The sequence below is a fragment of the Streptomyces sp. NBC_01463 genome (assembly GCA_036227345.1).
GTDB lineage: Bacteria > Actinomycetota > Actinomycetes > Streptomycetales > Streptomycetaceae > Streptomyces.
Genome location: CP109468.1, coordinates 5,644,870 through 5,669,189, shown reverse-complemented (window position 1 = coordinate 5,669,189; position 24,320 = coordinate 5,644,870). Strand labels below are relative to the sequence as shown.

Here is a 24,320-nt window from a genome sequence, read left to right as displayed (position 1 = left end):
TCACGGAAAGTTCCTGCCTCCATGCATGCGATACGCACCGGGCGCGCCCCGAGAAGACGCGCCCGCTCAGCGGTCCTGACCGGTCTCACCGCCCTGACGCTCGTCCTCACGACAGCCGTCACGGGCCAGGCGGCCCAGCCGCAGTCGTCCACGGCGACCACGTCGTCGGCCACGAAGGCCGCCGGCACCAGCAACGGGACCGACGCGCTCGCGACCCGCTCCGGTGAGGAGTGCACCGCCACCGCGCCCGGCTCGAAGGAGCGCCGCGCGGGCGCCGTCGAATCCTGCGTGACCGTCGCTCCCGCCCCCGCGAAGGCACAGAGCCGCGTCGCCGCCACCGCCACCGCCGGCGACACCGGAAGCTGCGACATCACCAACCCCGGTATCTACAGCTACGAGCGCTTCTCGTACTGCGTGACCGGCATCGTCGTCACGTACATCCTGCGCAACAACAACGGTGTCGAGATCGGGCGCGGCACCCTGGAGGTCTCCGCCGGCGGCGACCTCTCCGCGACCGCCACGACCTGGAGCGAAACGGTCACCGTCACGATGACCGGCGCCGAGGGCGATGTCACCGCCCTGGACGCCAAGGTCCGCGCCTCCTGCGACGCCGGCTGCACGGCCACCAAGACCGCGCCCTGGTACAAGAGTGACCTCGTCGTCGGAAAGTCCCTCACCGGCACCGTCACGTACTCCTCGCCCCAGACGGCGGGCTCTTCCTCCTCCTTCCTCACGGCGTACGCGATGTACGTGACGTCCCCGGGTGCGACGGCGACCGACCCGAACGCCTCGTGGAAGAACGCGCGGCAGATCAGGTGCGACGACGCGGTCGGCGGCTCGTCGGTGGCGGGGTGCGCCGTCCCGTCGTTCATGGCCGAGCTGCCCATGAGCACACAGGGATCGGACCGGGGCGCCGCGGTGGCGGCCTATCTGTGGGCCCAGCGGAACCTCACCGACCGCTGGGGTCTCAACACCCCGATGACGCGGTCGACAAGCGGCATCGCCGACCGTAGGAGCAGCACCTGCGGAGCCGGGTCCTCGAAACCGTTCGCGGACGCGAGCGACCTCATACCGACCGACACCTGTACCCAGTTCCCGTTTGCCGAGGTCAAGGAGGGCGGGACCGACGGCGCGAAGTGCGCCGAGCTCATCCCTCACTACGGCACCGCCGGCTGGGTAATCTTCGAGCTCGGCGGCGGCGCGGACACAGACACCTCCCAGCGCTGCGTACGCGCCCATGTCGCTTCGGCCGACCAGGACTTCGCCGACGGTCAGCTCGCAGACGGCTTCGCGAGCCAGCGCGTCATCGACGCCGACCAGTTCAAGCTGGGACTCACGGCCTCGATCGACGGCTCGCACGCCGAGTGCCTGGGGATCTCACCGCAGGGTGCGCGCCCGTCCGGCAACGGATGGATCCTCAACACCACCGAAGCCGTCCCGCACGTCAGAAAGAACGACCAGACGAGCGCGGCGGGCCTCCGGCCGACCACGGCCACCGCCTGTCTGGGCAAGCAGCTCGGACCGGGCAGTCCGGCGGGCGGAGACATCACCGGCTGGCAGGACGCGGCCGACTACGCCACTACGCACAACCTCACCGAACTGCAGTCCCGCTGCCACCTCATCGCCAACATCCTCGGCGGCCGGATCTCGCAGAACCTCACTCCCTGCTGGCATGCCGGGATGAACACCGGCGCGGGAAGCATGTGGGAGCACGAGGAGCAGGTCCGGGACGAAGTGCGAGAGGCCTCGTTCAGCGAGGACGACGCGATCCTCTACCAGGTGACGCCCACCTACCTGAGCCCCGACAGCACGATTCCGGTGGGCGTTACGATGAGCGCGGAGATCCAGCGCGAGGACGGTTCGGTGGAGCAGTTGTTCCCCGCCGTCTACATCGCCAACACCCAGACCGGTGGTCAGCACAACCTCGGGAACTGATCGCCTTTCGTTCACCCTGATCACGCCCTCGGGAGCCGGCATGAGTTTCACCACCCCTCCGCGGCCTCTGGACGTCACCGCGGCAGTCCCTCAGCTGGCCCCGCTGGCGCGCACGGCGACCCGGTTGCACCCCCGGCCCGGGTCGCCGACCGTGCACGACAGCTCCGTCGGCGGGCCGCTCCTCTGGCCCGCCGACGAGCCGTGGCCGCACTGCGCGTACCCGCACGAAAGAGGCGCGACCCGCCGGGTTCTCTCCCCGGACGACATCCGCCTCCTGCGCCGCATCCACGCAGCGATCGCGAGCCGGCGGCACCTCGGCCGCCCGGCCTCACGTCCCACGCCCGAGGAACGGGCCGCCGAGAAGCAGATCCTCCAGGGCCGCCCCTGGCCCGAGGGCCCCATCCCCATGCTCCCCGTCGCACAGCTCTACGCCCGAGACGTCCTCCTGGCGGCCGGCCCTGCCGACGCCGACCTCCTCCAGGTCCTGTGGTGCCCCTTCAACCACCCGGCCCACCCCCGCACCGCCCTCTTCCGGCGCTCCGCCGCCACTGTCACCGACGTACTCGACATGCCCCCGGAACCAGCCGCAACCCAGTCCCAGGGCTATCTCCCGGAGCCGTGCTTGCTCTCACCCGAGCAGATCACGGAATATCCCCACGCCATGGAGCTGGACAAGGAGCTGCGACAGCGGCTGGGCGACCCGAGCCAGTGGCAGGACGCCGGACCGGCCCGGGACAGCTCGGACGCGGTCACCCCCCAGGATCTCTACCGCGACGAACTCTCCTACGCCCCCGGCTGGAAGGCCGGCGGCTGGTCCACCTGGGGCCTCACCGACCCGACTCCCCGCCCTTGCCCCACATGCGGCACCGCGACGCTCCCGCTCCTGACGATCGCCACCACCGAGTGGAACCACGGCAGCAGCAGCTGGGCGCCGGAGGAAGAGCGAACCGATCCCACGCCCCTCCCCTCGGGCTACCCTCCGGCGAACTTCACGATGATCGACATCGCCGGCGGCCACACCCTCCAACTGCACGCGTGTCCGGCATCCCCGGACCACCCCCACATCGAACTGGTCCAGTAACCAGTACGCCGGAAGCCGCCAGGCGTCTCATGCCCCCGCCTCGGCCGCGAGCCGCAGGCGATGCCGCTGCGCAATGTATTGACGTGCCCCTGACTAAATGGCTTCATAGGAGCGCGTAACCGTGGGAGCGCTCCCACAAGGTCATGGAACGTCTGTCGATGCTCAGCTTCCCGACTCGCCCACCCCTGGAGCCGCAGTGAGAACAGCAAGAAGCACGCAGAAGAACCCAGCGCGCAAGCATCCCGTCACCGCTCTCCTGACCGCCCTGGTCACCCTCCTCGGCCTCCTCGCCCTCGGCAGCCTCGCCCCGGCCCAGGCCGCACCAGCAACTCCCGCCGCCACCGGACTGCACATCAGCGACGGCCGCCTGCTGGAGGGCAACGGCAACGACTTCGTCATGCGCGGGGTCAACCACGCCCACACCTGGTACCCCGGCGAGACCCAGTCGCTGGCCGACATCAAGGCGACCGGCGCCAACACCGTCCGCGTCGTGCTCTCCGACGGGTTCCGCTGGAGCAGGAACAGCCCGGACGACGTGGCCGCCGTCATCGCCCAGTGCAAGGCCAACCGGCTCATCTGCGTACTGGAGGTGCACGACACCACGGGGTACGGGGAGGACGCCGCCGCCGGCACACTGGATCACGCCGCCGACTACTGGATCAGCCTGAAGGACGTCCTCGCCGGTCAGGAGGACTACGTCGTCATCAATATCGGCAACGAGCCCTGGGGCAACACCGACCCGGCCGGCTGGACCGCACCCACGACCGCCGCGATCCAGAAGCTGCGCGCCGCCGGATTCGCGCACACGATCATGGTGGACGCGCCCAACTGGGGCCAGGACTGGCAGGGCGTCATGCGGGACAACGCCCAGGCCGTCTACGACGCCGACGCCACCGGCAACCTGATCTTCTCGATCCACATGTACAGCGTCTACAACACCGCGCAGAAGGTCACCGACTACCTGAACGCGTTCGTGGACGCCGGACTGCCCCTGGTCATCGGTGAGTTCGGAGGCCCCGCCGACCAGTACGGCGACCCCGACGAGGACACCATGATGGCCACCGCCGAGCAGCTGAAGCTCGGTTACATCGCCTGGTCCTGGAGCGGCAACACGGACCCGATCCTCGACCTGACGATCGGCTTCGACCCCACGCAGCTCAGTTCCTGGGGTGAGCGCATCTTCCACGGCGCCGACGGCATCGCCCAGACCTCCCGCGAGGCCACCGTCTACGGCGGCGCCACGGAGGACACCGAGGCCCCGACCGCGCCCGGCGCCCCGACCGCCTCCGCGGTGACGGACACCTCCGCCACGCTCGGCTGGACCGCGGCCTCCGACAACGTTGCCGTCACCGGCTACGACGTCGTCCGCGTCGACGGCACCACGGAGACGGCCGTCGCCTCCTCCGCCACCACCGGCGTCACCGTCACCGGACTCGGCGCCGGCACCGCCTACACGTTCGCGGTGTACGCGCGCGACGCCGCCGGGAACCGTTCGGCGCGCTCGGCCACGGTGGGCGTCACCACGGACGAGGGCGGCAGCACGCCGGGCGCGAGCTGCTCCGTCGGCTACCGGGTCGTCGGCGAGTGGCCGGGCGGCTTCCAGGGCGAGATCACCATCCGCAACACCGGCACCACCGTCATCGACGGCTGGACGCTGGGCTTCGCCTTCGCAAACGGCCAGACCGTCAGCAACATGTGGGGCGGAATCCCCACGCAGAACGGCGGTGCGGTGAGCGTCGCGCCCGCCTCGTACACCTCGTCGATCGCCGCGAAGGGCTCGGTCACCGTCGGATTCACCGCCGGTCGCAGCGGTACGAACGCCGCGCCGAGCGCGTTCACCCTCAGCGGTGGCGCCTGCGCCGCCGCCTGAGGCCCGGCCCGGCCCGGCGGAGACCGCCGGGCCGGGCACGGCGCCCGTGACGCCGGCCGGTGTGCGTGATTCAGCGCCGCCAGAACAGGTGGTGCGTCACACCGCTCGGGCTGGGCACGACGTCCAGGTGGAACCGGTCGAGCAGATCGTCGGGCGACTCCCAGAGCCGAACCCCGGAGCCGAGCTTCACCGGTGCGACCACCACGTGCAGGGTGTCGACGAGATCGGCGTCGAGGAACTCCCGGACGGTGGTCGCCCCGCCCCCGAGCCGGACGTCCTTGCCCTGCGCCGCCTCCCGTGCCGTGGCGAGGACCGCGGCGGGCTCGTCGTCGACGAAGTGGAACGTGGTGTCGGAGAGGGTGAACGAAGGGCGCGTGTGGTGGGTCATCACGAAGACCGGGGTGTGGAACGGCGGTTCGTCGCCCCACCAGCCACGCCACTCGTGGTCCTTCCAGGCTCCGCGGTGCGGGCTGAACTTGTTGCGGCCCATGATCTCGGCGCCGATGTTGTGCGTGAAGTCCCGGGTGAAGTAGTCGTCGAGGCCGCGGCTCCCTCCGGGGTCGGTGCGGTTGGGCCAGCTCGCCGTGGCACCGGCCCAGGACATCAGGGCCCCGGGGTCGGCGTGCCCGAACGGCCGCTCCGGGCTCTGGCCCTCGCCGGCGCCGAATCCGTCGCTCGACACCGTGAAGTTCTGCACTCGCAGCAGCTGTGCCACGTGCGTCCTCCTCCTGTGGTTGTTGACCCTGATGAGACTGCTGACCCCGCTGAAAGTCATCGCCGCCACGCCGATGACCGCCCCCGGCGCCGGGCGACGGGGCCGGGCCTCAGCCGGTGCCGGTGGTACGTACCCCTCCCCGGCCTGCGGCTACGCGATCTTCCGGCGCCCCCGCGAGTGGCCGGAGCCCTGCCGGCTCTGATATCCCTGACCGACGTCAGAGGGTACGAGCACGGCAGCGAAGGGGCACCCGCCATGGGAGGCAGACCGTCGCTGGGCCGCCGGTTCGGGTGGCTGTGGGCCGCGTACTCGGTCAGCACCTTCGGCACGCGGCTCGCGTTCGACGCGTTCCCCCTGATGGCGATCCTGGTGCTCCACTCCGGGCCGACGGCGGTGTCGGTCCTGGCCGCCGCCGGGCTGGCCGTCGGCGCCGTGATCGCGATCCCGCTCGGCCCGTGGGTCGACCTCCGCCGCAAACGGCCCGTGATGATGGCGATGGACCTCATCCGCTTCGGGGCGCTGCTGACCGTCCCCGTCGCGTACGCGCTCGATCTGCTCGGCTTCGTCCAGTTGCTGGTCGTGTCCGTTGTCGTCGCGTCCGCCGACATCACCTTCGGCGCGGCCGCGGACGCGTATCTGAAATCGCTCGTGCCCTCGCGGGACCTGGTCACCGCCAACGGGCGGTTCGAGTCCACGTCCTGGACCGCCACCATGCTGGGGCCGCCGCTGGGCGGGGCCGCGATCGGCATGTTCGGGCCGGTGATCACGGTGCTGGCCGACGCGGTCAGCTATCTGCTCTCGGCCCTGGGGCTCCGGGCGATCGGCGGCAAGGAGCCACCGCCCGGCAGCGGGGAGCGGCCTCGGCTGCGGGCCGGTGATCTGCTCGACGGCTGGCGCCACATCCTCACCGACCCGGCGCTCCGCCCGCTGTTCTTCAACACGGTCCTGACCAGCGGTCTGATCATGGCGACCGCGCCGGTGCTCGCCGTCCTCATGCTGAGCGACCTCGGCTTCGCGCCCTGGCAGTACGCCCTCGGCTTCGCCGCGCCCTGCATCGGCGGCCTGATCGGCTCCCGCATGGCGGGCGGCCTGGTCACCCGGTTCGGCCGGCACCGGGTGATGCTCTTCACCGGGTGGCTGCGGGCCTGCTGGCTGGTGGGACTGGTCTTCGTCGGGCCGGGCACGGTGGGCCTGCTCACCGTCATGGTGGTCGAGCTCGGGCTGATCACGTCCATGGGCGTCTTCAACCCGGTGTTCGCCACGTACCGGCTGGAGCACACGGACACGGGCCGCGTCGCCCGCACCCTGTCCGCCTGGTCGGTCAGCAGCAAGGCGACCGTCGCCCTCCTGACCGCGCTCTGGGGGCCGCTGGCCGCGCTCACCGGCCCGCGCACGGCGATCGGCGTCGCCGGCCTGCTCATGCTGGCGACCCCGCTGCTCCTGCCGCGCCGGGAGCCGGCGGAGGGCAAGGGCGTACCGGACGGGGGCGGCACCGAGGCCGAGGCCGATACCGGCCGGAGCCGTACGACCTGACGTCCACGGCCGGGGACACGGTGCCGAGCCCCTTCGGGTCAGTTCAGGGCTGGTCGCTGCGGGCCGTCGTCCCGGCGTCCAGCGCCGGGGCGATCACCTCGAAGGCCTGGTCGAGCAGGGCGGCCGGTGACTCGGCACCGTTGCCGGTGCTCCAGCGGTGCAGTACGGCGTCGAACGCGTTCAGCGCCATGCCCGCCGCCATCCTGGGATAGAAGTCCGCGCCGGCGTCGAGCCCCAGCCGCTGCGCCACCTCCTGCGCCAGGTCGTCGCGCCACTGCGCCTGGCGTTCCAGGAAGCGCGCGAGCAGGGCGGGGGTCCGCAGGATCAGCCGGACCACGCGCAGCGCCCGGTCCCCGTGGTCGGCGCATTCACCGAGGGGCACCCACACCGCCCGCAGCAGCGCGACGGAGGGCGGTTCCGCGGCGGGGCGCGTCGCGAGCTCGGCGCGGATGCCGGTGCCCATGTCGGCCAGGAACTGGACGACCACGTCCTCCTTGGACGCGAAGTAGCGGAAGAACGTCCGCTTGGAGACGCCGGCGGCGACCACGATCTCGTCGACCGTGACGGCGTCGAACCCCTTCCGGGCCAGCAGTTGGAGGGCCGCTTCCGTCAGTTCGTCGGAGACGAGCCGGCGCTTGCGCTGGGCCATGGTCATGTCGGGGCGGCTGCTCACCACCCCAGGGTATTGCATGCCTTTAATGACACCAAGTGCCACGTTGACACTTGATGCCGTCAGAGGCAGCCTGTGTCGTATGACACCGCAGCAACGCTGGACTTCCGAGCAGATCCCGGACCAGACCGGGCGCGTGATCGTCGTCACCGGGGCCAACAGCGGCCTCGGGCTGGCCACCACCCGGGCCCTCGCCCGGCGCGGCGGGCATGTGATCCTCGCCGTGCGCGACGAGGAGAAGGGCCGCCGCGCGGTCGCGGACCTCACCGCCGGGCAGCCGGACGCGCGTCTTGAGGTGCGCCGGCTCGACCTGGCCGACCTCGACTCCGTACGGTCCTTCGCCGACCGGCTGCACGCCGACCGCGGGCGGCTGGACGTGCTCGTCAACAACGCCGGAGTGATGGCGCCGCCCCGGACCCTGAGCCCCCAGGGCCACGAGGTGCAGTTCGCGTCCAACCACCTCGGCCACTTCGCCCTCACCGGGCTGCTGCTCGACCTGCTGGGCGCCGGGAGCGATCCCCGTGTCGTCACGGTGAGTTCGGCCAATCACCGCAAGGCCCGGATCCACTTCGACGACCTCACGGGCGAGCGCCGGTACACGCCGATGGGTTTCTACAACCAGTCCAAGCTCGCCAACGCCGTCTTCGGCCACGAACTCCACCGTCGGCTGACCGCGGCCGGCAGCCCGGTGCGCAGCCTGCTCGCCCACCCCGGTTACGCCGCCACCGGGCTGCAGACCGAGGGGCCCGTCGCCCTGGTGAAGCTGCTGTTCGGCCGCGTCCTCACACCGCTCGCCCAGAGCCCGGACCGGGGCGCCCTGTCCCAGCTGTACGCGGCGACGGATCCGAGTGCGCGGGGCGGCGAGTTCATCGGGCCGGACGGGATGGGCGAACTGCGGGGCGGGCCGACCCGGGTGGAGCTGTCCGCCGGGGCGGCGGACGCCGCGACCGGTCAGCGGCTGTGGGAACTGTCGGAGCGGGCGACGGGCGTGCGGTTCGCGTTCCCCGCATCCGTCTGAACGGTTCGGCTGCCCGCGCCCTCCCCCATGGCGGTGCGGGCGGTCAGCCCGTCGGGCCCCGGGCAGGCAGATGCACGGCGGTCAGTCCGTCCGGACCCGGGCGTGCAGATGCACGTCGTGGCGGCCGTCCGCCTGCAGCCACGCCGAGCGCCGGACGCCCTCCACGGCGAAGCCCGCCTTCTCCGCCACCCGGCACGACGCGTGGTTGGCGGTGGCGTGCTCCAGGGCGATCCGGTGGAAGCCCCACGCGTCCATCGCCCACTGCGTCACCACCGTGACCGCGCTCGGGCACAGCCCCCGGCCGCGCGCCAACGGCACGGTCCAGTAGGCGATTTCGGCCGTGCCGTCCTGGAGGTCGAAGGCCTTCAGGGCGACCCGGCCCAGCAGTGTGCCGCCGTCCGCCGCATCGACGAGCGCCCAGTGGGCGCCGGTCCCGGCCGTCCACTCCGCCTGCCAGGCAGCGATCCACTCCTCCGCCTCGGCCACGGAATCCGCTCTGCGCACATGCCGGCGCTGGATCGCCGGATCACGGAAGGCCTCCAGGACCGCCGCGGCATCGGTGCGGAGCCATGGGCGCAGCAGCGCCTCCTCCCCTACGGGCAGGGCGGGATGGCCGGTGGCGGCCGGTGTGCCGGCAGGGATCGAGGGGCCAACCAGGGACGGCATGACGGGCATTCTCACAGACGCCCGCCGGGGAGGGGCCGGACGGGCCGGACGGGCGGAGGGAGGTCCGGCACGCGCGCGCCGCGCCCCTCCCGTGCGCCCGCCCGCATGCGCGCCCCCATGCTCGTCCTCCGCCCCGCCGGATTTGGATAAGGTGCCGTTTCGACAGCAGCGTTCTTCGGGGGAGACACGAGTTCATGAGCGGTCAGCAGCCAAACCGGGGCGGCGCCTCGCAGGTCTTCCAGCCACTGGCGGCGGACGACCCGGCCACCATCGCCGGATACCGTCTCGCCGCCAAGCTCGGCGCGGGCGGTATGGGCAAGGTGTACCTGTCGTACACCCCCGGCGGACGGCCCGTCGCCATCAAGGTGATCCGGCCCGAGTTCGGCGAGGACCCCGAGTTCCGGCGGCGGTTCGCGCAGGAGGTGCAGTCCGCGCAGCGCGTGCAGGGGCTGTTCACCGCGCCGGTCATCGACGCCGACACCAACGGTGCGCAGCCGTGGCTCGCCACCGCGTACGTGCCGGGGCCCTCGCTCGCCGACGCGGTCGCCGCGCACGGGGCGCTGCCGGTCGAGGCGGTGCTGCTGCTGATCGCCGGCATGGCGGAGGCGCTGCACGTCATCCACGGCGCGGGCATCGTGCACCGCGACCTCAAGCCGTCGAACGTGCTCCTCGCAGCGGACGGGCCGCGCGTCATCGACTTCGGCATCGCGTACGCGGCCGACGCGACGTCGCTCACCGGCAGCGGCGTCACCATCGGCACCCCGTCGTTCATGGCGCCGGAGCAGGCCGCGGGGCGCCGGGTCACCCCGGCCACCGACATCTTCGCGCTCGGCCAGGTCGCGGCCTACGCGGCCACGGGCTCACCGGCCTTCGGCGAGGGGACCTCGCACGGGGTGCTCTACCGGATCGTCCACGAGGAGCCGGACCTCAGCGGCGTCCCGGAACGGCTGATGGAGCTCGTCGGCCGGTGCCTGTCCAAGGACCCGGAGGCCAGGCCCTCGGTCGCCGAGGTCATCACGCTGTGCCAGACCGCGAACGCGGAAACGGTGCTGCGCCGCCCGGAGGACTGGCTGCCGAGCCCGGTCGCCGCCGACATCACGGTCCGCGCGGCCGCGCCCGCCCCGGTGCAGACCCCGCCGCCCCCGGCCGCCGCCCCGGCGGCGTACTCGCCCACGACTCCGGTGGCCCCGAGCACGCCGCCCCCGGGGTACGGCCCGCCGGTCACGCCCCCGCCCGTCCAGAGCCAGGCGGCGCATCCCACGCAGCCCGCTCACCCCGCTCACCACCCCGCCCAGCCGTACCAGCCGGTCTCCCAGGCGCAGGTCCACGCCCCGACGCAGTTCCCCACCGGGTACCCGGCGCAGGACCAGACGTACCCCGGTCACCGCCCGCCCCAGGGGCCGGGCCCGACGCCGCAGCCCGCGAAGGGCCGCGGCGGCCGGATCGCCGCCATCGTCATCGCCGCCGCGCTCGTCCTCGGCATCGCGGGCGGCGGGACGGCGTACTTCCTGCTCAAGGACGACGGGAAGAAGTCGCAGAGCAACGAGTCGCCCAAGGACAACAGCACACCCAAGGAAGGCAGTTCGTCACCGGGTGCGGATGACGAGAGCACGGACACCGCGACCGACCCGAAGCCCTCCGCCAAGGCCGATCCGAAGCCGGCCGACTACCCGGGCATCAATCTCACCGCCGGCTACCACCTGACCCTCGGGGACGAGGACGTCCGCCCGCAGGACGGCGAGGACAGTGGGTACGAACTGTCCTACGACACCGGCGGCTACCTCGACGCCGAGGCGGAGGGCGGGCGCCTCGTCCTGCTCGACCCGGGCCAGGAGGGATCGTTGGAGACCTGCCGCTCGGACACCCGGTTCACCAGCAACATCTACGTGGACAAGCTCTCCAAGGGACGGCAGGTCTGCATCACGACCGGCACGGGGCACCTGGCGCTCCTCACGTACCAGGGCCACTCCCCCGAGGACTCGCCCAGTGACTACATGACGATCGACCTGACCGTCTGGCGCAACGCGACTGGCTGAGACTGGAGTTGCCGTGCGGCGGCCTGCCCTGCGGCGGGCCGCCGCAAGGGCCGGGTGGTGGAATGCGGTTGCGGTTCCCGGCCTGCCGGAAGGCAGCTTGCGGGAATGTCCTCATCGTCCCCATCGCTCCGGCTCGTGCCGGTCACGTCCGACAACGTCGAGGCGGCCTGCGCACTCACCGTCCGGCCCGATCAGAACGGACTCGTGAAGCCCGCCGCCTGGTCGCTGGCCCAGGCCTGCACCAGCCCCGACACGGTGAGACGCTCGTCGGCTTCGTCATGGCCTTCCTCGGCGTGCGCTTCGCCCCGGACCGGCCCGGCGACCCGCTGCGGTCCGGACTCTGGCGGCTGAACATCGCCGCCGCGCAACAGGGGCGCGGATACGGGCGGTTCGCCGTCGGGGCCGTGAACGACGAGCTGCGCCGGCGCGGGACACCGCGGACGACCGTCACCTACGTCCCCGGAGCGCACGGGCCCGAGGAGTTCTACCGGAAACTCGGCTTCCGTACGACCGGTGAGACGAGCGGCGACCAGGTCGTCGCGGAGCTGGAGCTCGGCACGGCGACTGCGGGGGACACCCGTCAGCGGTAGTCCTCCGGGTGGCCCTGCATCCAGGTGTTGATGCGGTCCCGCGTGCCGGTCAGGTCGTCGAAGTGCTTCTCCAGGTTGGCGGTCGAGATGTCACCCGCCAGCCCGGTCCACAGCGTGCTCAGCCACCCCAGGGGCTCCTTGAAGTGGTTCGGGCGCCCGTCGTCCACCTTCATCGCCCGGTCCAGGCCGGTCAGTTCCTCGTGCACCCGGCCCAGGAAGTAGGCGCAGTCCCCCGCGCCCGGGGTGCAGGTGTCGTCGAGCGTGGCCTGCAGTCCGGCGAAGGCGTCGCGCACCTCCTCCGGCCGCTTGGCGGCCGTCTCCAGGTCCGCCTGCGCCTCGACCGCCTCCGAGGCCGCCGCCGACGCCTTCGCATCGGCCTCGGCACGCTCGATCGCGTCGTTCGCCGCCGAGGCGTCCGTCGACGGGGCCACGTACGGCACATCGCCCCCGGGCCCGTCCGAAGTGGCCGCCTGCGAACAGGCGCTCAGGGACGCCACCAGCGCGGCCGCCACCGCCAGCACGGCAGCATTCCTCCGGGCGCGCGTGCGGATACGGACAGACATGTGAGGCCCCCCTCGTCGGCTGGCCCAGACCATATCGCGCGCCGTCACGGCGGCGAGCGGAAGACCGGCCAGAGGTCAGCCGGTGATCAGCTTCTGGAGCGCGGGCGCGTACAGGTCGGCGATGCGCTCCGGGGTGGCCTGGGCACCCGCGCCCTCGCGGTGGAGGCCGAGGGTCGCGCCGAGGCCCAGGAGGTGGCCGGCCAGGAGTTCGGCGCGCAGGGCGCGGTCGTGGCCGGGGAGCCGGGCGGTCAGGGCGTCGGTGACCTGTTCGTGGAACCGGTCGCGCAGCAGCGAGCGTTCGTCCTGGTTGCCGAGGGAGAACACGACGCGCAGCAGCGGGTCGGACTGGCGCTCGCGGCGGTGGGTCACCAGCGTGACGACCATGTGGCGGCCCAGGACGTCGAGCGGGGCGTCGAAGAGCTCCGCGGCGGCCGGGCCGAAGTCGGCCACCGTGTTGAAGAGTTCCTCCTTGCGGCCGAAGTGCTTGACCACCAGGGACGGGCTCACCCCCGCGTCGGCCGCGATGCTGCGGATCGTCACCTCGGCGTACGGGCGCTGGGTGAACGCCCGGCGCGCCGCGCGCAGGATCGCGGACCGGCCGGTGCCGCCCGCCGCCGCGGGGTCGGGGGCCGTCGCGATGGCCTGGCCGCCGGTCATGCGCCCTCCTGGATTCCTGCCGCCCGCACACCCGCCTCGCGGGTCGCCGGTGCCTTGCGGTTCTCTCCGACCGTACCCGCCCCGGCGGGCTTGTGGCCCGGCAGGAACAGCGTGACGACGAGGGCCGCGAGGGCCGCGCCCGCCGCGATCACGAAGACCAGCTGGTACGCGTGGAGCGTCGGGGCGGTCCTGCCGCCCGCCTGGAAGGTGATGTTGGCCAGCACCGCGGCGACGGTCGCGCTGCAGAAGGCCTGCCCGATGGAGCGCATGAGGGTGTTCAGGCCGTTGGCCGCCCCGGTCTCGCTGACCGGGACGCCCCGCATCACGAGCGCGGGCAGCGCCGAGTAGGCGATAGCCGTGCCGGAGGCGACGACCGTGGCGCCCGCGACGATCAGCCACAGGCTGTGGCTGGTGAAGTACCGCACCCCGTAGCCGACGGCGATGATCCCGGCCGCGAGCGCGAGGCTCACCTTGGGACCGTGCTTGGCCGAGATCCGGGCCGAGACGGGCGACAGCGCCACCATCGCCAGGCCGCCGGGCAGCAGGCACAGTCCGCTGACGACGAGGGAGGCGCCGAGCCCGTACCCCGTGGCCTTCGGCTCCTGCACCATCTGGGCGGTGACCAGCGAGTTCGCGTAGAACGCGAAGCCGATCAGCAGGGCCGCGACGTTGGTGAGCAGGACGGCCGGGCGCGCCGAGACCCGCAGGTCGACCATGGGGGTGCTCACGCGGAGCTCGTACGCGCCCCAGAGCAGTGCCACCACCACCGCGGTCACGAGCAGGCCGACCGTGCGGCTCGATCCCCAGCCCCAGTCGGCGCCCTGGGTGACGGCGAGCAGGAGGCAGACGAGGGCGACCGACAGGCCCAGGGCCCCGATCGCGTCGAAGCGGCCGCGGCTGCGCAGCGGGGACTCCGGTACGCACGCCAGCACCAGCACGATGTCGACGATGCCGATCACTCCGGAGACCCAGAACATCGTGTGCCAGTCGAAGTTCTCCACGACGAGCGCCGCGACCGGCAGGCCGATGGCGGCGCCGATCCCGAGCGTCGAGCTCATCAGGGCGACGGCCGACAGCACCCGCTCGGGCGGCAGTTCGTCGCGCAGGATGCTGATGCCCAGGGGCACGACGGCGATCGCGGCGCCCTGAAGGGCGCGGCCGGTGATCAGCACCCCGATGTGGGAGCTGACCGCGCAGAGCACGGAGCCCACGACCAGCACCCCGAGCGAGGCCACGAGCACCCGGCGCTTGCCGTACATGTCGCCGACCCGGCCGAGGACCGGGGTGAAGACCGCGCCGGTGAGGAGGGTGACGGTGACCAGCCAGCTCGCGGCCGCGGGGGTGGCGCCGGTCAGCTCGGGGATGTGCGGCAGCAGCGGGACGACGATCGTCTGCATGACGGCGACCACGACCCCGCAGAAGGCCAGCACGCCGACGGCGAAGCGGGGGTGCGGGGCCCGGACCTCGGGGGCCGCTGGGGTGGCTGGGACCGGTATGTCCGCGGGCATGGTTCTCCGTACGGTGCTCGGCGGCGACGGGGTGCACGCCGACAAGGGGTGCACGTCTGTTCACCCCCAGGGTAAACGCTTGTGCACCCCCTCGGCGACGTGTCGTCGAAAGGCCGCGTTAGCCTCGGATCCGAGGGCCGGTACGGGCGATGCGCCGCGCGTACGGCGATATCCACGAGAAAGCTGAGGTGGCTGCGATGGCGAAGGTTCCGGCAGCGGCGGTGGCGGCGGGCGGACTGGTCGGCGGCTACGCCGTCGCACGGTGGACCAGGAAGCGTCCGCTGGGCGGGGTCGCTCTCGCCGCCGCGGGCGGTGTCGCGGCGTACGAGTGGAACCGGCAGGCCGGACCGCGTGCCGCCGTCGCCCTGACCACCGCGTACGTGGCCGCCTTCGCGGGCTCGCACCCGCTGGCGAAGAAGGTCGGCGCCTGGCCCGCCGTCTTCACCGTGGCCGGCACCGTGGCCGCCGCGTCCTGGGCGGTCACCCGCCGCGCCGCCTGAACGGGAGCTCCGTCCGCCGCGCCGCCCCGGCCGCCCGGCGGAAGTTTCTTCCCCCCGCGGTGAACGCGGGCGGGGCAGGCCCCGTATGGATGGGTACTCCCCCGCGTAACCCGGGTGCGTGTCCGAACGAATCGACAGGGCGGACACGCACCCGGCCCCCTACGCCCCGAACGCCCGCGACACCGAGTAGATCAGCAGACCGGCCAGCGCGCCGACCACCGTGCCGTTGATCCGGATGAACTGCAGGTCACGGCCGATGTGCGCCTCGATCTTCTTCGACGTCTGGTCCGCGTCCCAGCCGGCCACCGTGTCGCTGATCAACGACGTGATCTCCGCCCGGTACGTCGTGACGACGTAGACGGCCGCGTCCTCCAGCCAGCCCTCCAGCTTCGCCTGGAGCCGCCCGTCCGTCGCCAGCCGGGCACCCAGCGCCATCAGAGAGGCACGGGCGCGCAGCCGCAGCTCGCTCCGCTCGTCCTCCGCCGCCGCGATCACCATCTGCCGCACCGACGACCACGCGGACGCGATCACGTCCTGGACCTCGCCGCGCCCCAGGATCTCCGACTTCAGCCGCTCCACCCGGGCCCGGGTCTCCGAGTCCGTCTGGAGATCGGCCGCGAAGTCCGTCAGGAACGTGTCGATCGAGCCGCGCGCCGGATGGCCCGGCATGTCGCGCATCTCGGTGACGAACCGCAGCAGCTCCTTGTAGACCCGCTCGCCCACCCGCTTGTCGACGAACCGCGGGGTCCAGCCCGGCGCCCCGCCCTGCACCGCGTCCATCACCGAGTCGTTGTGCTCCACCAGCCAGTCGTGGGCCCGGGCGCAGACCAGGTCCACCACCTTGCGGTGGCCGCCGTCCGCGACGACCTTCTCCAGCATCTTCCCGAGACCGGGGCCGACCTCCGCCGCGTTCGCCCGCCGGGTGATCGCCTCACCGACCACGGCCTGCACGTCGGAGTCGCGCAGGACGGTCAGCGCGCCACGCAGCGCGGTCGACAGCTCCGCCGTCACCCGGTCCGCGTGTTCCGGCTCCGCGAGCCACGCGCCGAGCCGGCCGCCGATGGCCAGGGAGTGGATGCGGTCGCGGACGACATCGCCCGACAGAAAGTTCTCCCCGACGAAGGAACCGAGGGAGGCCCCCAGCTGGTCCTTCTTGGTGGGAATGATGGCGGTGTGCGGAATCGGCAGGCCGAGCGGACGCTTGAAGAGGGCAGTGACGGCGAACCAGTCGGCCAGCGCACCCACCATTCCCGCCTCGGCGGCCGCCGCGACGAAGCCCGGCCAGCCGCTCACCCCCTCGTTCTTCGCCCAGGTGGCGAGGACGTACACCAGCGCGACCAGCAGAAGGAGGCCGGTGGCCGTGGTCTTCATACGGCGTACGCCACGACGCTTCTCCTCGTCCGCCGCCGTGTACGCGAACGAGGCGAGGGAGGCGCCCGGGCGCCGGACACCCGCCACCGGGCTCCCACGCCCGCCCGCACCCCCGCCCGGGGGCGCGCCCGTGCCGGCGCTCCGCTCGTCCGGTCCGGTGCCTTCGATCCGTTCCATCCGCTCCACCCGTCCGCGTGCCCAGCGCCCCCGGCGCCCCGTACGCATTGTCCCTGCCTGACCTACTCCCGGGCCGCACGTCGAGTTCCCCGCGCCCTGCCGCATCATGGGAACCGGTCCACGAACGAACGAACGAGGAGACACACCGTCCATGCCCAGGCGCCAGGGGTACACCCTGCTCATAGCCCTCGTGGCGGGCACCGCCGCGCTCGCCGCCGTCGTGGCGTTCGCGGGCTCGCTGCTGTTCTCCGGGCCCCGGGCGAAGGCGGCTGCCACCACCGCCCCGCAGGGCGTGGCCCGGACGCCCGCAGCGCCCGCCCACTCCACCGGTCTCTGGCTCGCCACCTGGGCCGCGGCACCCGTCCGCGGGGAACTCGACCCGGACCGGGGCACCGACCCGAGCCTGCGCACCATCCGTAACGTCGTGCACACCAGCATCGGCGGCACCGAGGCCCGGATCACCCTCTCCAACCTCTTCGGTACGCATCCGCTCCTCATCGACCACGCCACCGTGAACACCCGCCCGGTGACGTTCCGCGGCGCCCCCTCCGTCACCGTCGCCGCCGGCCGGCAGATCGTCAGCGACCCCGTCGTCGTCCCGGTCGTCGCCGACGCCGATCTCGTCGTCACCCTGCGCACCCCCACCGCCCGGGGCCCCGTCACCCTCCACCCCGGCAGCCACCAGACCTCGTACACCGAGGACCCGGACGGCACCTGGAGCACCGCCGACTGGCGCTACCTCACCGCCGTGGACGTGCGGGGCGAGACCTCCACCGGAACCCTCGTCGCGATCGGCGACTCCCTCACCGCGGGCAGCGGCTCCACCACCGACGCGAACAGCCGCTGGCCCGACGTCCTCGCCGACCGGCTGCACGGCCGGTACGCGGTCGTGAACCAGGGCATCGCCGGCAACCGCATCCTGCGCGACGGCATCGGCCCGCGCGCCCTCAGCCGCTTCGACCGCGACGTCCTGGGCGTCACCGGGGTGAAGACCGTCGTCATCGCCCTCGGCATCAACGACGTCCAGGCCTCCCCCCAGGAGACGGACCCGGCCAGGATCACGGACGCCCTGCGCGCCCTGACCCAGCGCGCGCACGCCCGCGGGCTGCGGGTCATCGGCGCGACCCTGATGCCGTACGAGGGCCATCGCAACTGGACCCCCGCCCGGAACGCCGTACGCACCGCGGTCAACGAGACGATCCGGGCGGGCGGTGTCTTCGACCAGGTCCTCGACTTCGACCGCGCGGTCCGCGACCCGTCCCTGCCGGACCGGCTGCTGCCCGCCTACGACTCGGGCGACCACCTGCACCTGACCGACGCCGGCTACCAGCGCCTGGGCTCCCTGCCCGACGTGGCCGACCTGCTGCGCGCCCAGCCGTCGTCGGACGCGCTGTGAGCGGGGGCGGCGAGCGGGAGCGAAGGCCCTAACGGTCGCCGTCGCCCTTCTCCAGCCGCGGACGCTCACGCTCCGCGTCCCGCAGCCGCTGCTTCTCGGCCTTGCTCCGCTTCTGCCACACACCGACACCGCCCATCAGCGCGAAGCCGGTGATCCGCACCCGGGGAGCATCCGGTGCGGGAACCCCGGCGTCCTTCGAGTGCTCGCCGAAGCCGCCCATGATGCCGAAGCCACGCACGTCCACGTTCAGGTCCGGGGGGACCGTCACATGAATGCCACCCATGATCGTGAAGCAGCGGATGACCACCTCACCGGACTCGAAATTCGCCTCGCGCAGATCGATGTTGCCGCCGCCCCACATCGCGAACGCGGTGAACACCCGGCCGATGGTCCAGTTCCCCTGACGCCGGAACCCGCCCCAGAGCGCGAAGCCGCCCTTCGACGTGGCCGGCTTGCCGATCCGGTCCGGCCAGCGGGCCATCGACCCCGTCCGGGGCTGCCCCGCGACGACCGGGGCCACCGGGGCACCACCGGGGGCGGGCAGATCGCGGACCAGCGGTTCGAGCTCACCGTGCGTACGGGCCTTGTAGGCCGCGTCGAGCCGCGTCTCGAACTCCTCCATCCGCAGCCGGCCCTCGGCCACCGCCTCGCGCAGGACCTCGGCGATCCGTTCACGTTCGGCATCGGAGGCGCGCATATCCGGAAGTTCGCTTGTCATACCGTGCAGCCTATTGAACGCGTCCGCTCCCGTCACCGATTCAAAGACCGGTGGCCGACGCGTACATCTTCGCGATGACCGCCTCGATGTCCGGCTCCCGCACCGACAGATCCACCAGCGGGTAGTCCGCGGCGATCCGGGCCACCAGCGGGGCCGCCGAAGCCGACGCCGGGAACGCCAGCCACTGCCGCACCCCCTCCACCTTCACCGTGCGCACCGAGGACTCCGACTCCAGCCGGATCGGCGGGAGTTCACGCTCCAGATCCACCACGAGCATCCGCTCGCTCTCGCCCACCTCATGCAGCCCCGCGAGCGCACCGTCGTACATCAGACGGCCGTGGTCGATCACCATCACCCGCTTGCACAGCTGCTCGATGTCGGTCAGGTCGTGCGTGGTGAGCAGCACCGTCGTACCGCGCTCCGCGTTCAAGTCCCGCAGGAATCCACGGACCTTGGCCTTGGACACCACATCGAGGCCGATCGTCGGCTCGTCCAGGTACAGCACCTCCGGATCGTGCAGCAGCGCCGCCGCGATGTCGCCACGCATCCGCTGCCCGAGCGACAGCTGCCGCACCGGCACGTCCAACAGCTCCGCCAGGTCCAGGAGTTCGATGCAGCGGTCCATGTTGGCGCGGAAGCGGGCATCGGGAATCCGGTACATCCGGTGGACCAGCCGGTACGAGTCACGCAGCGGCAGGTCCCACCACAGCGTGGTGCGCTGCCCGAAGACCACCCCGATCCGCTGCGCCAGCCTCGTACGCTCCCGGGACGGATCGATGCCCGCCACCCGCAGCGAACCGCCGCTCGGCGTGAGAATGCCGGTCAGCATCTTGATCGTCGTCGACTTCCCCGCCCCGTTCGGGCCGATGTAGCCGACCATCTCACCGCGTGCCACCCGGAAACTGATCCCGTCGACAGCCCGCACCTCGCGGCGTTCGCTGCGCAGGAAACCCGTCCTGCGGCGGACGTCGAAGACCTTCTCGACACCGTCGAGCTCGATGAAGTCCGTATCCATACCCTTCACACCCCTTCACGCCCCTTCTCGCCCGTCACTCCGTCAACTTCCCGTGCTCCGGTACGCCCTCAGCCCCGCCCGCCACGCCAGACCGGCACCCACCCAGCACACGCCCGCCACCAGCGGCGACAGGAACGCCACCCAGTCCGGCAGCCCCAACGGATAGTCCCGGCCCAGCACATACAGACAAGGCAGCCAGTTCACGAAAGCCAGCGGCACGACGAACGTCACCCCGCGCACCAGATCCGTCGCGAAAACCGACGGCGGGTACTGGAGCAGCGTCGCCCCTCCGTACGTAAAGGAGTTCTGCACCTGCGAGGCATCCTGCGCGACGAACTGGAACGCCCCGCCGGCCACGAACACCGCCGAGAAGATCGCCGCCCCGCTCAGCACCATCAGCGGCACCAGCACCACCTTCGCCACGGTCCACTCGATGTCCAGCGTCACCAGCGCATAGCCGAACACCAGCAGCCCCTGGGACACCCGCCCCAGCCTGCGCAGCGCGAACCGGTCCGCCGCCACCTGCGCGATCACCGGGACCGGCCGCACCAGCAACGTGTCCAGCGTGCCGTCCCGCACCCGCTGGCCCAGCCGGTCCATCGACCCCATCAGCAGATCCGCCAGCCCGAACGCCGTACCCGCCGACCCGTACAACAGGGCGATCTCCGGCAGCGTGAACCCGCCCAGCACATCCACGTGCGAGAACATCAGCACGATCGTGACGAAGTCGAACGCCGTCGCCGCGAAGTTCCCGAGCGCCATCATCACGAACGAAGCCCGGTACGCCATCGTCGAGCGCAGCCACATCGCGACGATCAGCCCGTACGCCCGGACCCCCTCGACCACCCGCGACCGGGGAACGAACACCGCATCGGGCGCGTCCCCCACGACCGCGTCCACCACCTCAGCCACCCTGGACCACCACCCTCCGCGTCGCCACCGACTGCACCAACCGCCCCGCCAGCAGCAGCACCAGCGCCCAGCCCGCCTGGAACGCGTACACCCGCACCAGGCCCCAGCCCGTGTGCTTGCCGAGGAACACATCGGCCGGCACCTGGAGCAGCGCCGACCACGGCAGCGCCCGCGCCACCTCACCCAGCAGCCCCGGGAACAGATTCAGCGGCAGCAGCATCCCCGAGAAGAACATCCCCGCCAGGAACGACATCTGCGCCACTCCCGCCCCGTCCATCAGCCAGAACGCCGACAGCGCGACCAGATAGCGGAGCGCGAAACTCACCACGACACCCAGCGCCACCGCGACCAGGAACGCCACCCAGGTCCCCGGCGACGCGGGCATCACCAGATCGAACGCGAGCGAACCGAGGACCATCGGCACGATGCCGCGCCCCAGCAGATGAAACGCCGCCCGACCCAAGTCACCCGCCAGCCACCACAGTTGAAGGTCAACAGGCCGGTAGAGATCGACCGCGATATCACCCGTACGGATCCGCTCGATCAGCTCGTTCTCGAAACCGCCGCCCATCATCACGCACGTCATCAGAAGCGCCTGGCCCAGCCACACATACGTGAGCGCCTGCGACATGTCGTATCCGCCGAGCTGCGGACGCTCGTCCCACAGCGCCGCATACGTGTACGCCAGGATGAAGCCGAAGACGGTGTTGGTGAACACCCCCGCGGCCGTCTCGATCCGGTACGTGGCATAGCGCCGGAACCCGCCCGCCGCCACCACCGCGTAGAGCCGCACAGCAACCACCCCCCGCAATCGGGGTGCCCCACCACGCGTGGACACCAAAGCGCAGGAGCCTAGCCCAGCCGGGGCAACCGCCGCGACCGCTTTACGAAGGTCGATCCGATGGTTATTCCGCAGAAAAGTGCACTATGGGGGAACTGACCGCGGCCGAGGAGTCTGCACCGACATGAGCGACGAGCCACAGCAGCAGAACGGGGACCCCGCCCCCCGCGGCTGGACCCCCAGAGACCTGCCTGCCGACGCTGCCGCCCCCGCGAAGCAGGGCACCCCGGCCCCGGACGCCACCGGCGCGGACAAACAGAAGAAGCAGAAGAAGCCCAAGCGCCCCAAACGCACCGGCTGGCGCCGCGCGATGCCCACCTGGCGCATGGTCCTCGGCGGCATCCTGCTCATCGCCCTGGTCCTGATCGGCGGCTTCATCGCCGGCTACCAGCTCGTCGACATCCCGCCCGCCAACGCCAGCGCCACCGCCCAGTCCAACGTGTACCTCTACAAGGACGGCAGCGTCATCGCCCGCGACGGCGAGGTGAACAGGGAGAACATCAAACTCGCCCAAGTCCCCCGCACCGTCCAGCACGCCGTCCTCGCCGCCGAGGACCGCGACTTCTACTCCGAACGCGCCGTCGACATCAAGGCGATGTTCCGGGCCGGCTGGAACACCCTCACCGGCAAGGGCAAACAGGGCGGCTCGACCATCACCCAGCAGTACGTCAAGAACTACTACCTGGGCCAGGAACAGACCGTCGGACGCAAGATCAAGGAATTCTTCATCGCGATCAAGCTCAACCGCGAGGAGTCCAAGGACCAGATCTTCGAGGGCTACCTCAACACCAGCTACTTCGGCCGCAACGCCTACGGCATCCAGGCCGCCGCCCAGGCCTACTACAGCAAGGACATCGGCGACATCACCACCGCCGAAGGCGCCTACCTCGCCTCCCTGCTCAACGCCCCGAGCGCCTACGACGTCATCACTCACCCCGAGAACAAATCCGCGGCCCTCGCCCGCTGGAACTACGTACTCGACGGCATGGTGAAGGAGGAATGGCTCGACGCCGGCGAACGCGCCCGCCTCACCTTCCCCCTGCCCGGCCCGGTCAAGCCCGCCAACAGCCTCTCCGGACAGCGCGGCTACCTCGTCCAGGCCGTCGAGGACTACCTCGTCCAGAACGACATCCTCGACGAGAAGACCCTCGCCACCCGCGGCTACCGCATCACCACCACGCTGGAGAAGAAGAAGCAGGACGCCCTCGTCAAGGCCGTCGACGACAACGTCATGTCCAAGACCAGCAAGAAGAACAAGGCCGACCGCAACGTCCGCGTCGGCGGCGCCTCCATCGACCCCGCCACCGGCAACGTCCTCGCCCTGTACGGCGGCATCGACTACACCAAGCAGTACGTCAACAACGCGACCCGCCGCGACTACCAGGTCGGCTCCACCTTCAAACCGTTCGTCTTCACCTCCGCCGTCGCCAACGACTCCACCACCCAGGACGGCCGCCGCATCACGCCCAGCACCGTCTACGACGGCACCAACAAACGCATGGTCCAGGGCCCCGACGGACCCACCGGATACGACCCCGCCAACGAGGACGACGTCAGCTACGGCCCCATCACCGTCCGCACCGCCACCGACAAGTCCGTCAACGCCGTCTACGCCCAGATGGCCGAGGACGTCGGCCCGGAGAAGGTCCGCAGCACCGCCATCGACCTCGGCATCCCCAAGAACACCCCCGACCTCACCGCCTCCCCGTCGATCGCCCTCGGCCCCGCCACCGCCAGCGTCCTCGACATGACCGAGGCCTACGCCACCCTCGCCAACCACGGCAAGCACGGCGCCCACGTCCTCGTCGGCAAGGTCACCAAGGACGGCGAGAGCGTCAAACTCCCCGACCGCACGACCAAGCAGACCGTCACCCGCGAGGCCGCCGACACCACCACCTCGATCCTGCGGAGCGTCGTCGACGGCGGCACCGGCACCGCCGCCCAGGCCGCGGGCCGCCCCGCCGCCGGAAAGACCGGCACCGCCGAGGAGGACAAGGCCGCCTGGTTCGCCGGCTACACCCCCGGCCTCGCCACCGTCATCTCCGTCATGGGCCAGGACCCCGACACCGGCGCCCAGAAACCCCTCTACGGAGCACTCGGCCTGCCCCGCATCAACGGCGGCGGCGCACCCGCCCAGACCTGGGCCCAGTACACCGGCGCCGCACTGCGCGGCACCACCGTCGAGGAGTTCGACCTCGACCTGGAGAGCGGCACCGACGAGACGGACCTGCCCACCGACGAGGACACGGCGACCGGCGACACCGGACAGCCCTCCCGGGCCCCCTCCAGCACACCCCCGAACACCCCGTCCAGCACACCGCCCACCACCCCGTCCACCCCGCAGACCACCCCCGGCACCACCGACACCCCCATCGGCGGCACCGACACCGGCGGAGCGACGGACGGCGGCGGCACCGGAGGCGGAGACGACGGAGGCGGCACGGGCGGCGACGGCACGGGCGGCCAGGACAACGGCGGCGGGGACAACGGAGGCGGCGGCTTCCTCGAAGGCGCCCGCGGCACCCGCGCCCCGGCACTCCCGTAGGCC

21 protein-coding genes and 1 pseudogene are annotated in these 24,320 nt (G+C 71.7%); 11 read left to right on the top strand and 11 right to left on the bottom strand.

The window, feature by feature from the left end; translation table 11 throughout:
• The first annotated feature begins 21 nt into the window (after positions 1-21).
• From OG521_25145 to OG521_25135, 3 genes are all read left to right on the top strand, one after another.
• Positions 22-1,935 carry a DNA/RNA non-specific endonuclease gene (locus tag OG521_25145; protein WUW23877.1) on the top strand — a complete coding sequence of 638 codons (1,914 nt, stop codon included), beginning with the start codon at positions 22-24 and terminating at the stop codon, positions 1,933-1,935.
• A gap of 40 nt (positions 1,936-1,975) precedes the next feature.
• Positions 1,976-3,016, top strand: a complete 1,041-nt coding sequence (locus tag OG521_25140; protein WUW23876.1) for a hypothetical protein — start codon at positions 1,976-1,978, stop codon at positions 3,014-3,016.
• A gap of 196 nt (positions 3,017-3,212) precedes the next feature.
• A complete protein-coding gene (locus OG521_25135) occupies positions 3,213-4,886 on the top strand; it encodes a cellulase family glycosylhydrolase (protein ID WUW23875.1) in 1,674 nt (557 codons plus the stop codon).
• A 70-nt stretch (positions 4,887-4,956) separates the two neighbouring features.
• On the opposite strand, the gene OG521_25130 is transcribed toward OG521_25135, so the two are convergent.
• Positions 4,957-5,601 carry a dihydrofolate reductase family protein gene (locus OG521_25130; protein WUW23874.1) on the bottom strand — a complete coding sequence of 215 codons (645 nt, stop codon included), beginning with the start codon at positions 5,599-5,601 and terminating at the stop codon, positions 4,957-4,959.
• Between the two features lie 31 nt (positions 5,602-5,632).
• On the opposite strand from OG521_25130, the gene OG521_25125 reads away from it, so the two are divergent.
• Complete coding sequence (locus tag OG521_25125) at positions 5,633-5,803, top strand: hypothetical protein (protein WUW23873.1); 171 nt, start codon at positions 5,633-5,635, stop codon at positions 5,801-5,803.
• Between the two features lie 53 nt (positions 5,804-5,856).
• A complete protein-coding gene (locus OG521_25120; protein ID WUW23872.1) occupies positions 5,857-7,134 on the top strand; it encodes an MFS transporter in 1,278 nt (425 codons plus the stop codon).
• A gap of 43 nt (positions 7,135-7,177) precedes the next feature.
• Here OG521_25120 and OG521_25115 read toward each other — a convergent pair whose 3' ends face one another.
• Complete coding sequence (locus OG521_25115) at positions 7,178-7,789, bottom strand: TetR family transcriptional regulator (protein ID WUW26791.1); 612 nt, start codon at positions 7,787-7,789, stop codon at positions 7,178-7,180.
• A 97-nt stretch (positions 7,790-7,886) separates the two neighbouring features.
• Here OG521_25115 and OG521_25110 point away from each other — a divergent pair, with 97 nt between their 5' ends.
• Complete coding sequence (locus OG521_25110; GenBank protein ID WUW23871.1) at positions 7,887-8,822, top strand: oxidoreductase; 936 nt, start codon at positions 7,887-7,889, stop codon at positions 8,820-8,822.
• 81 nt (positions 8,823-8,903) lie between these two features.
• Here the strand turns inward: OG521_25110 and OG521_25105 are convergent, their stop codons facing one another.
• Entirely contained in the window at positions 8,904-9,488 is a 585-nt protein-coding gene (locus OG521_25105; protein ID WUW23870.1) for a GNAT family N-acetyltransferase, read from the bottom strand.
• A 194-nt stretch (positions 9,489-9,682) separates the two neighbouring features.
• Here OG521_25105 and OG521_25100 point away from each other — a divergent pair, with 194 nt between their 5' ends.
• A complete protein-coding gene (locus OG521_25100) occupies positions 9,683-11,524 on the top strand; it encodes a protein kinase (GenBank protein WUW23869.1) in 1,842 nt (613 codons plus the stop codon).
• A gap of 105 nt (positions 11,525-11,629) precedes the next feature.
• Positions 11,630-12,114: pseudogene (locus OG521_25095) on the top strand (GNAT family N-acetyltransferase).
• Here OG521_25095 and OG521_25090 read toward each other — a convergent pair.
• The 3 genes from OG521_25090 to OG521_25080 form a co-directional block, all read right to left on the bottom strand.
• Positions 12,105-12,677 (bottom strand): hypothetical protein, encoded by a 573-nt coding sequence (locus OG521_25090; GenBank protein ID WUW23868.1) that lies wholly within the window; start codon positions 12,675-12,677, stop codon positions 12,105-12,107. The pseudogene OG521_25095 and the gene OG521_25090 sit on opposite strands and share 10 nt — an antisense overlap.
• Positions 12,678-12,752: 75 nt before the next feature.
• A complete protein-coding gene (locus OG521_25085) occupies positions 12,753-13,334 on the bottom strand; it encodes a TetR family transcriptional regulator (protein ID WUW23867.1) in 582 nt (193 codons plus the stop codon).
• Positions 13,331-14,842, bottom strand: coding sequence for an MFS transporter (locus OG521_25080; protein WUW23866.1), 1,512 nt, complete (start codon positions 14,840-14,842; stop codon positions 13,331-13,333). The genes OG521_25085 and OG521_25080 overlap by 4 nt, the downstream gene beginning before the upstream one ends.
• Before the next feature lie 197 nt (positions 14,843-15,039).
• On the opposite strand from OG521_25080, the gene OG521_25075 reads away from it, so the two are divergent.
• Positions 15,040-15,342 carry a hypothetical protein gene (locus OG521_25075; GenBank protein ID WUW23865.1) on the top strand — a complete coding sequence of 101 codons (303 nt, stop codon included), beginning with the start codon at positions 15,040-15,042 and terminating at the stop codon, positions 15,340-15,342.
• A gap of 159 nt (positions 15,343-15,501) precedes the next feature.
• Here OG521_25075 and OG521_25070 read toward each other — a convergent pair whose 3' ends face one another.
• Positions 15,502-16,938 (bottom strand): DUF445 domain-containing protein, encoded by a 1,437-nt coding sequence (locus tag OG521_25070; protein WUW23864.1) that lies wholly within the window; start codon positions 16,936-16,938, stop codon positions 15,502-15,504.
• 103 nt (positions 16,939-17,041) lie between these two features.
• On the opposite strand from OG521_25070, the gene OG521_25065 reads away from it, so the two are divergent.
• Positions 17,042-18,286: an SGNH/GDSL hydrolase family protein gene (locus tag OG521_25065; protein WUW23863.1), complete on the top strand. Its 1,245-nt coding sequence runs from the start codon at positions 17,042-17,044 to the stop codon at positions 18,284-18,286.
• 28 nt (positions 18,287-18,314) lie between these two features.
• Here the strand turns inward: OG521_25065 and OG521_25060 are convergent, their stop codons facing one another.
• The 4 genes from OG521_25060 to OG521_25045 form a co-directional block, all read right to left on the bottom strand.
• Positions 18,315-18,983, bottom strand: a complete 669-nt coding sequence (locus OG521_25060) for a DUF1707 domain-containing protein (protein WUW26790.1) — start codon at positions 18,981-18,983, stop codon at positions 18,315-18,317.
• A gap of 61 nt (positions 18,984-19,044) precedes the next feature.
• Positions 19,045-20,019 (bottom strand): ATP-binding cassette domain-containing protein, encoded by a 975-nt coding sequence (locus OG521_25055; protein WUW23862.1) that lies wholly within the window; start codon positions 20,017-20,019, stop codon positions 19,045-19,047.
• 42 nt (positions 20,020-20,061) lie between these two features.
• Entirely contained in the window at positions 20,062-20,931 is an 870-nt protein-coding gene (locus tag OG521_25050; GenBank protein WUW23861.1) for an ABC transporter permease, read from the bottom strand.
• A complete protein-coding gene (locus tag OG521_25045) occupies positions 20,924-21,724 on the bottom strand; it encodes an ABC-2 family transporter protein (protein ID WUW23860.1) in 801 nt (266 codons plus the stop codon). Before OG521_25045 ends, OG521_25050 begins: the two co-directional genes overlap by 8 nt.
• 172 nt (positions 21,725-21,896) lie before the next feature.
• On the opposite strand from OG521_25045, the gene OG521_25040 reads away from it, so the two are divergent.
• On the top strand, positions 21,897-24,317 hold the full coding sequence (locus OG521_25040) for a penicillin-binding protein (GenBank protein ID WUW23859.1): 2,421 nt from the start codon (positions 21,897-21,899) through the stop codon (positions 24,315-24,317).
• Positions 24,318-24,320: the final 3 nt, after the last annotated feature.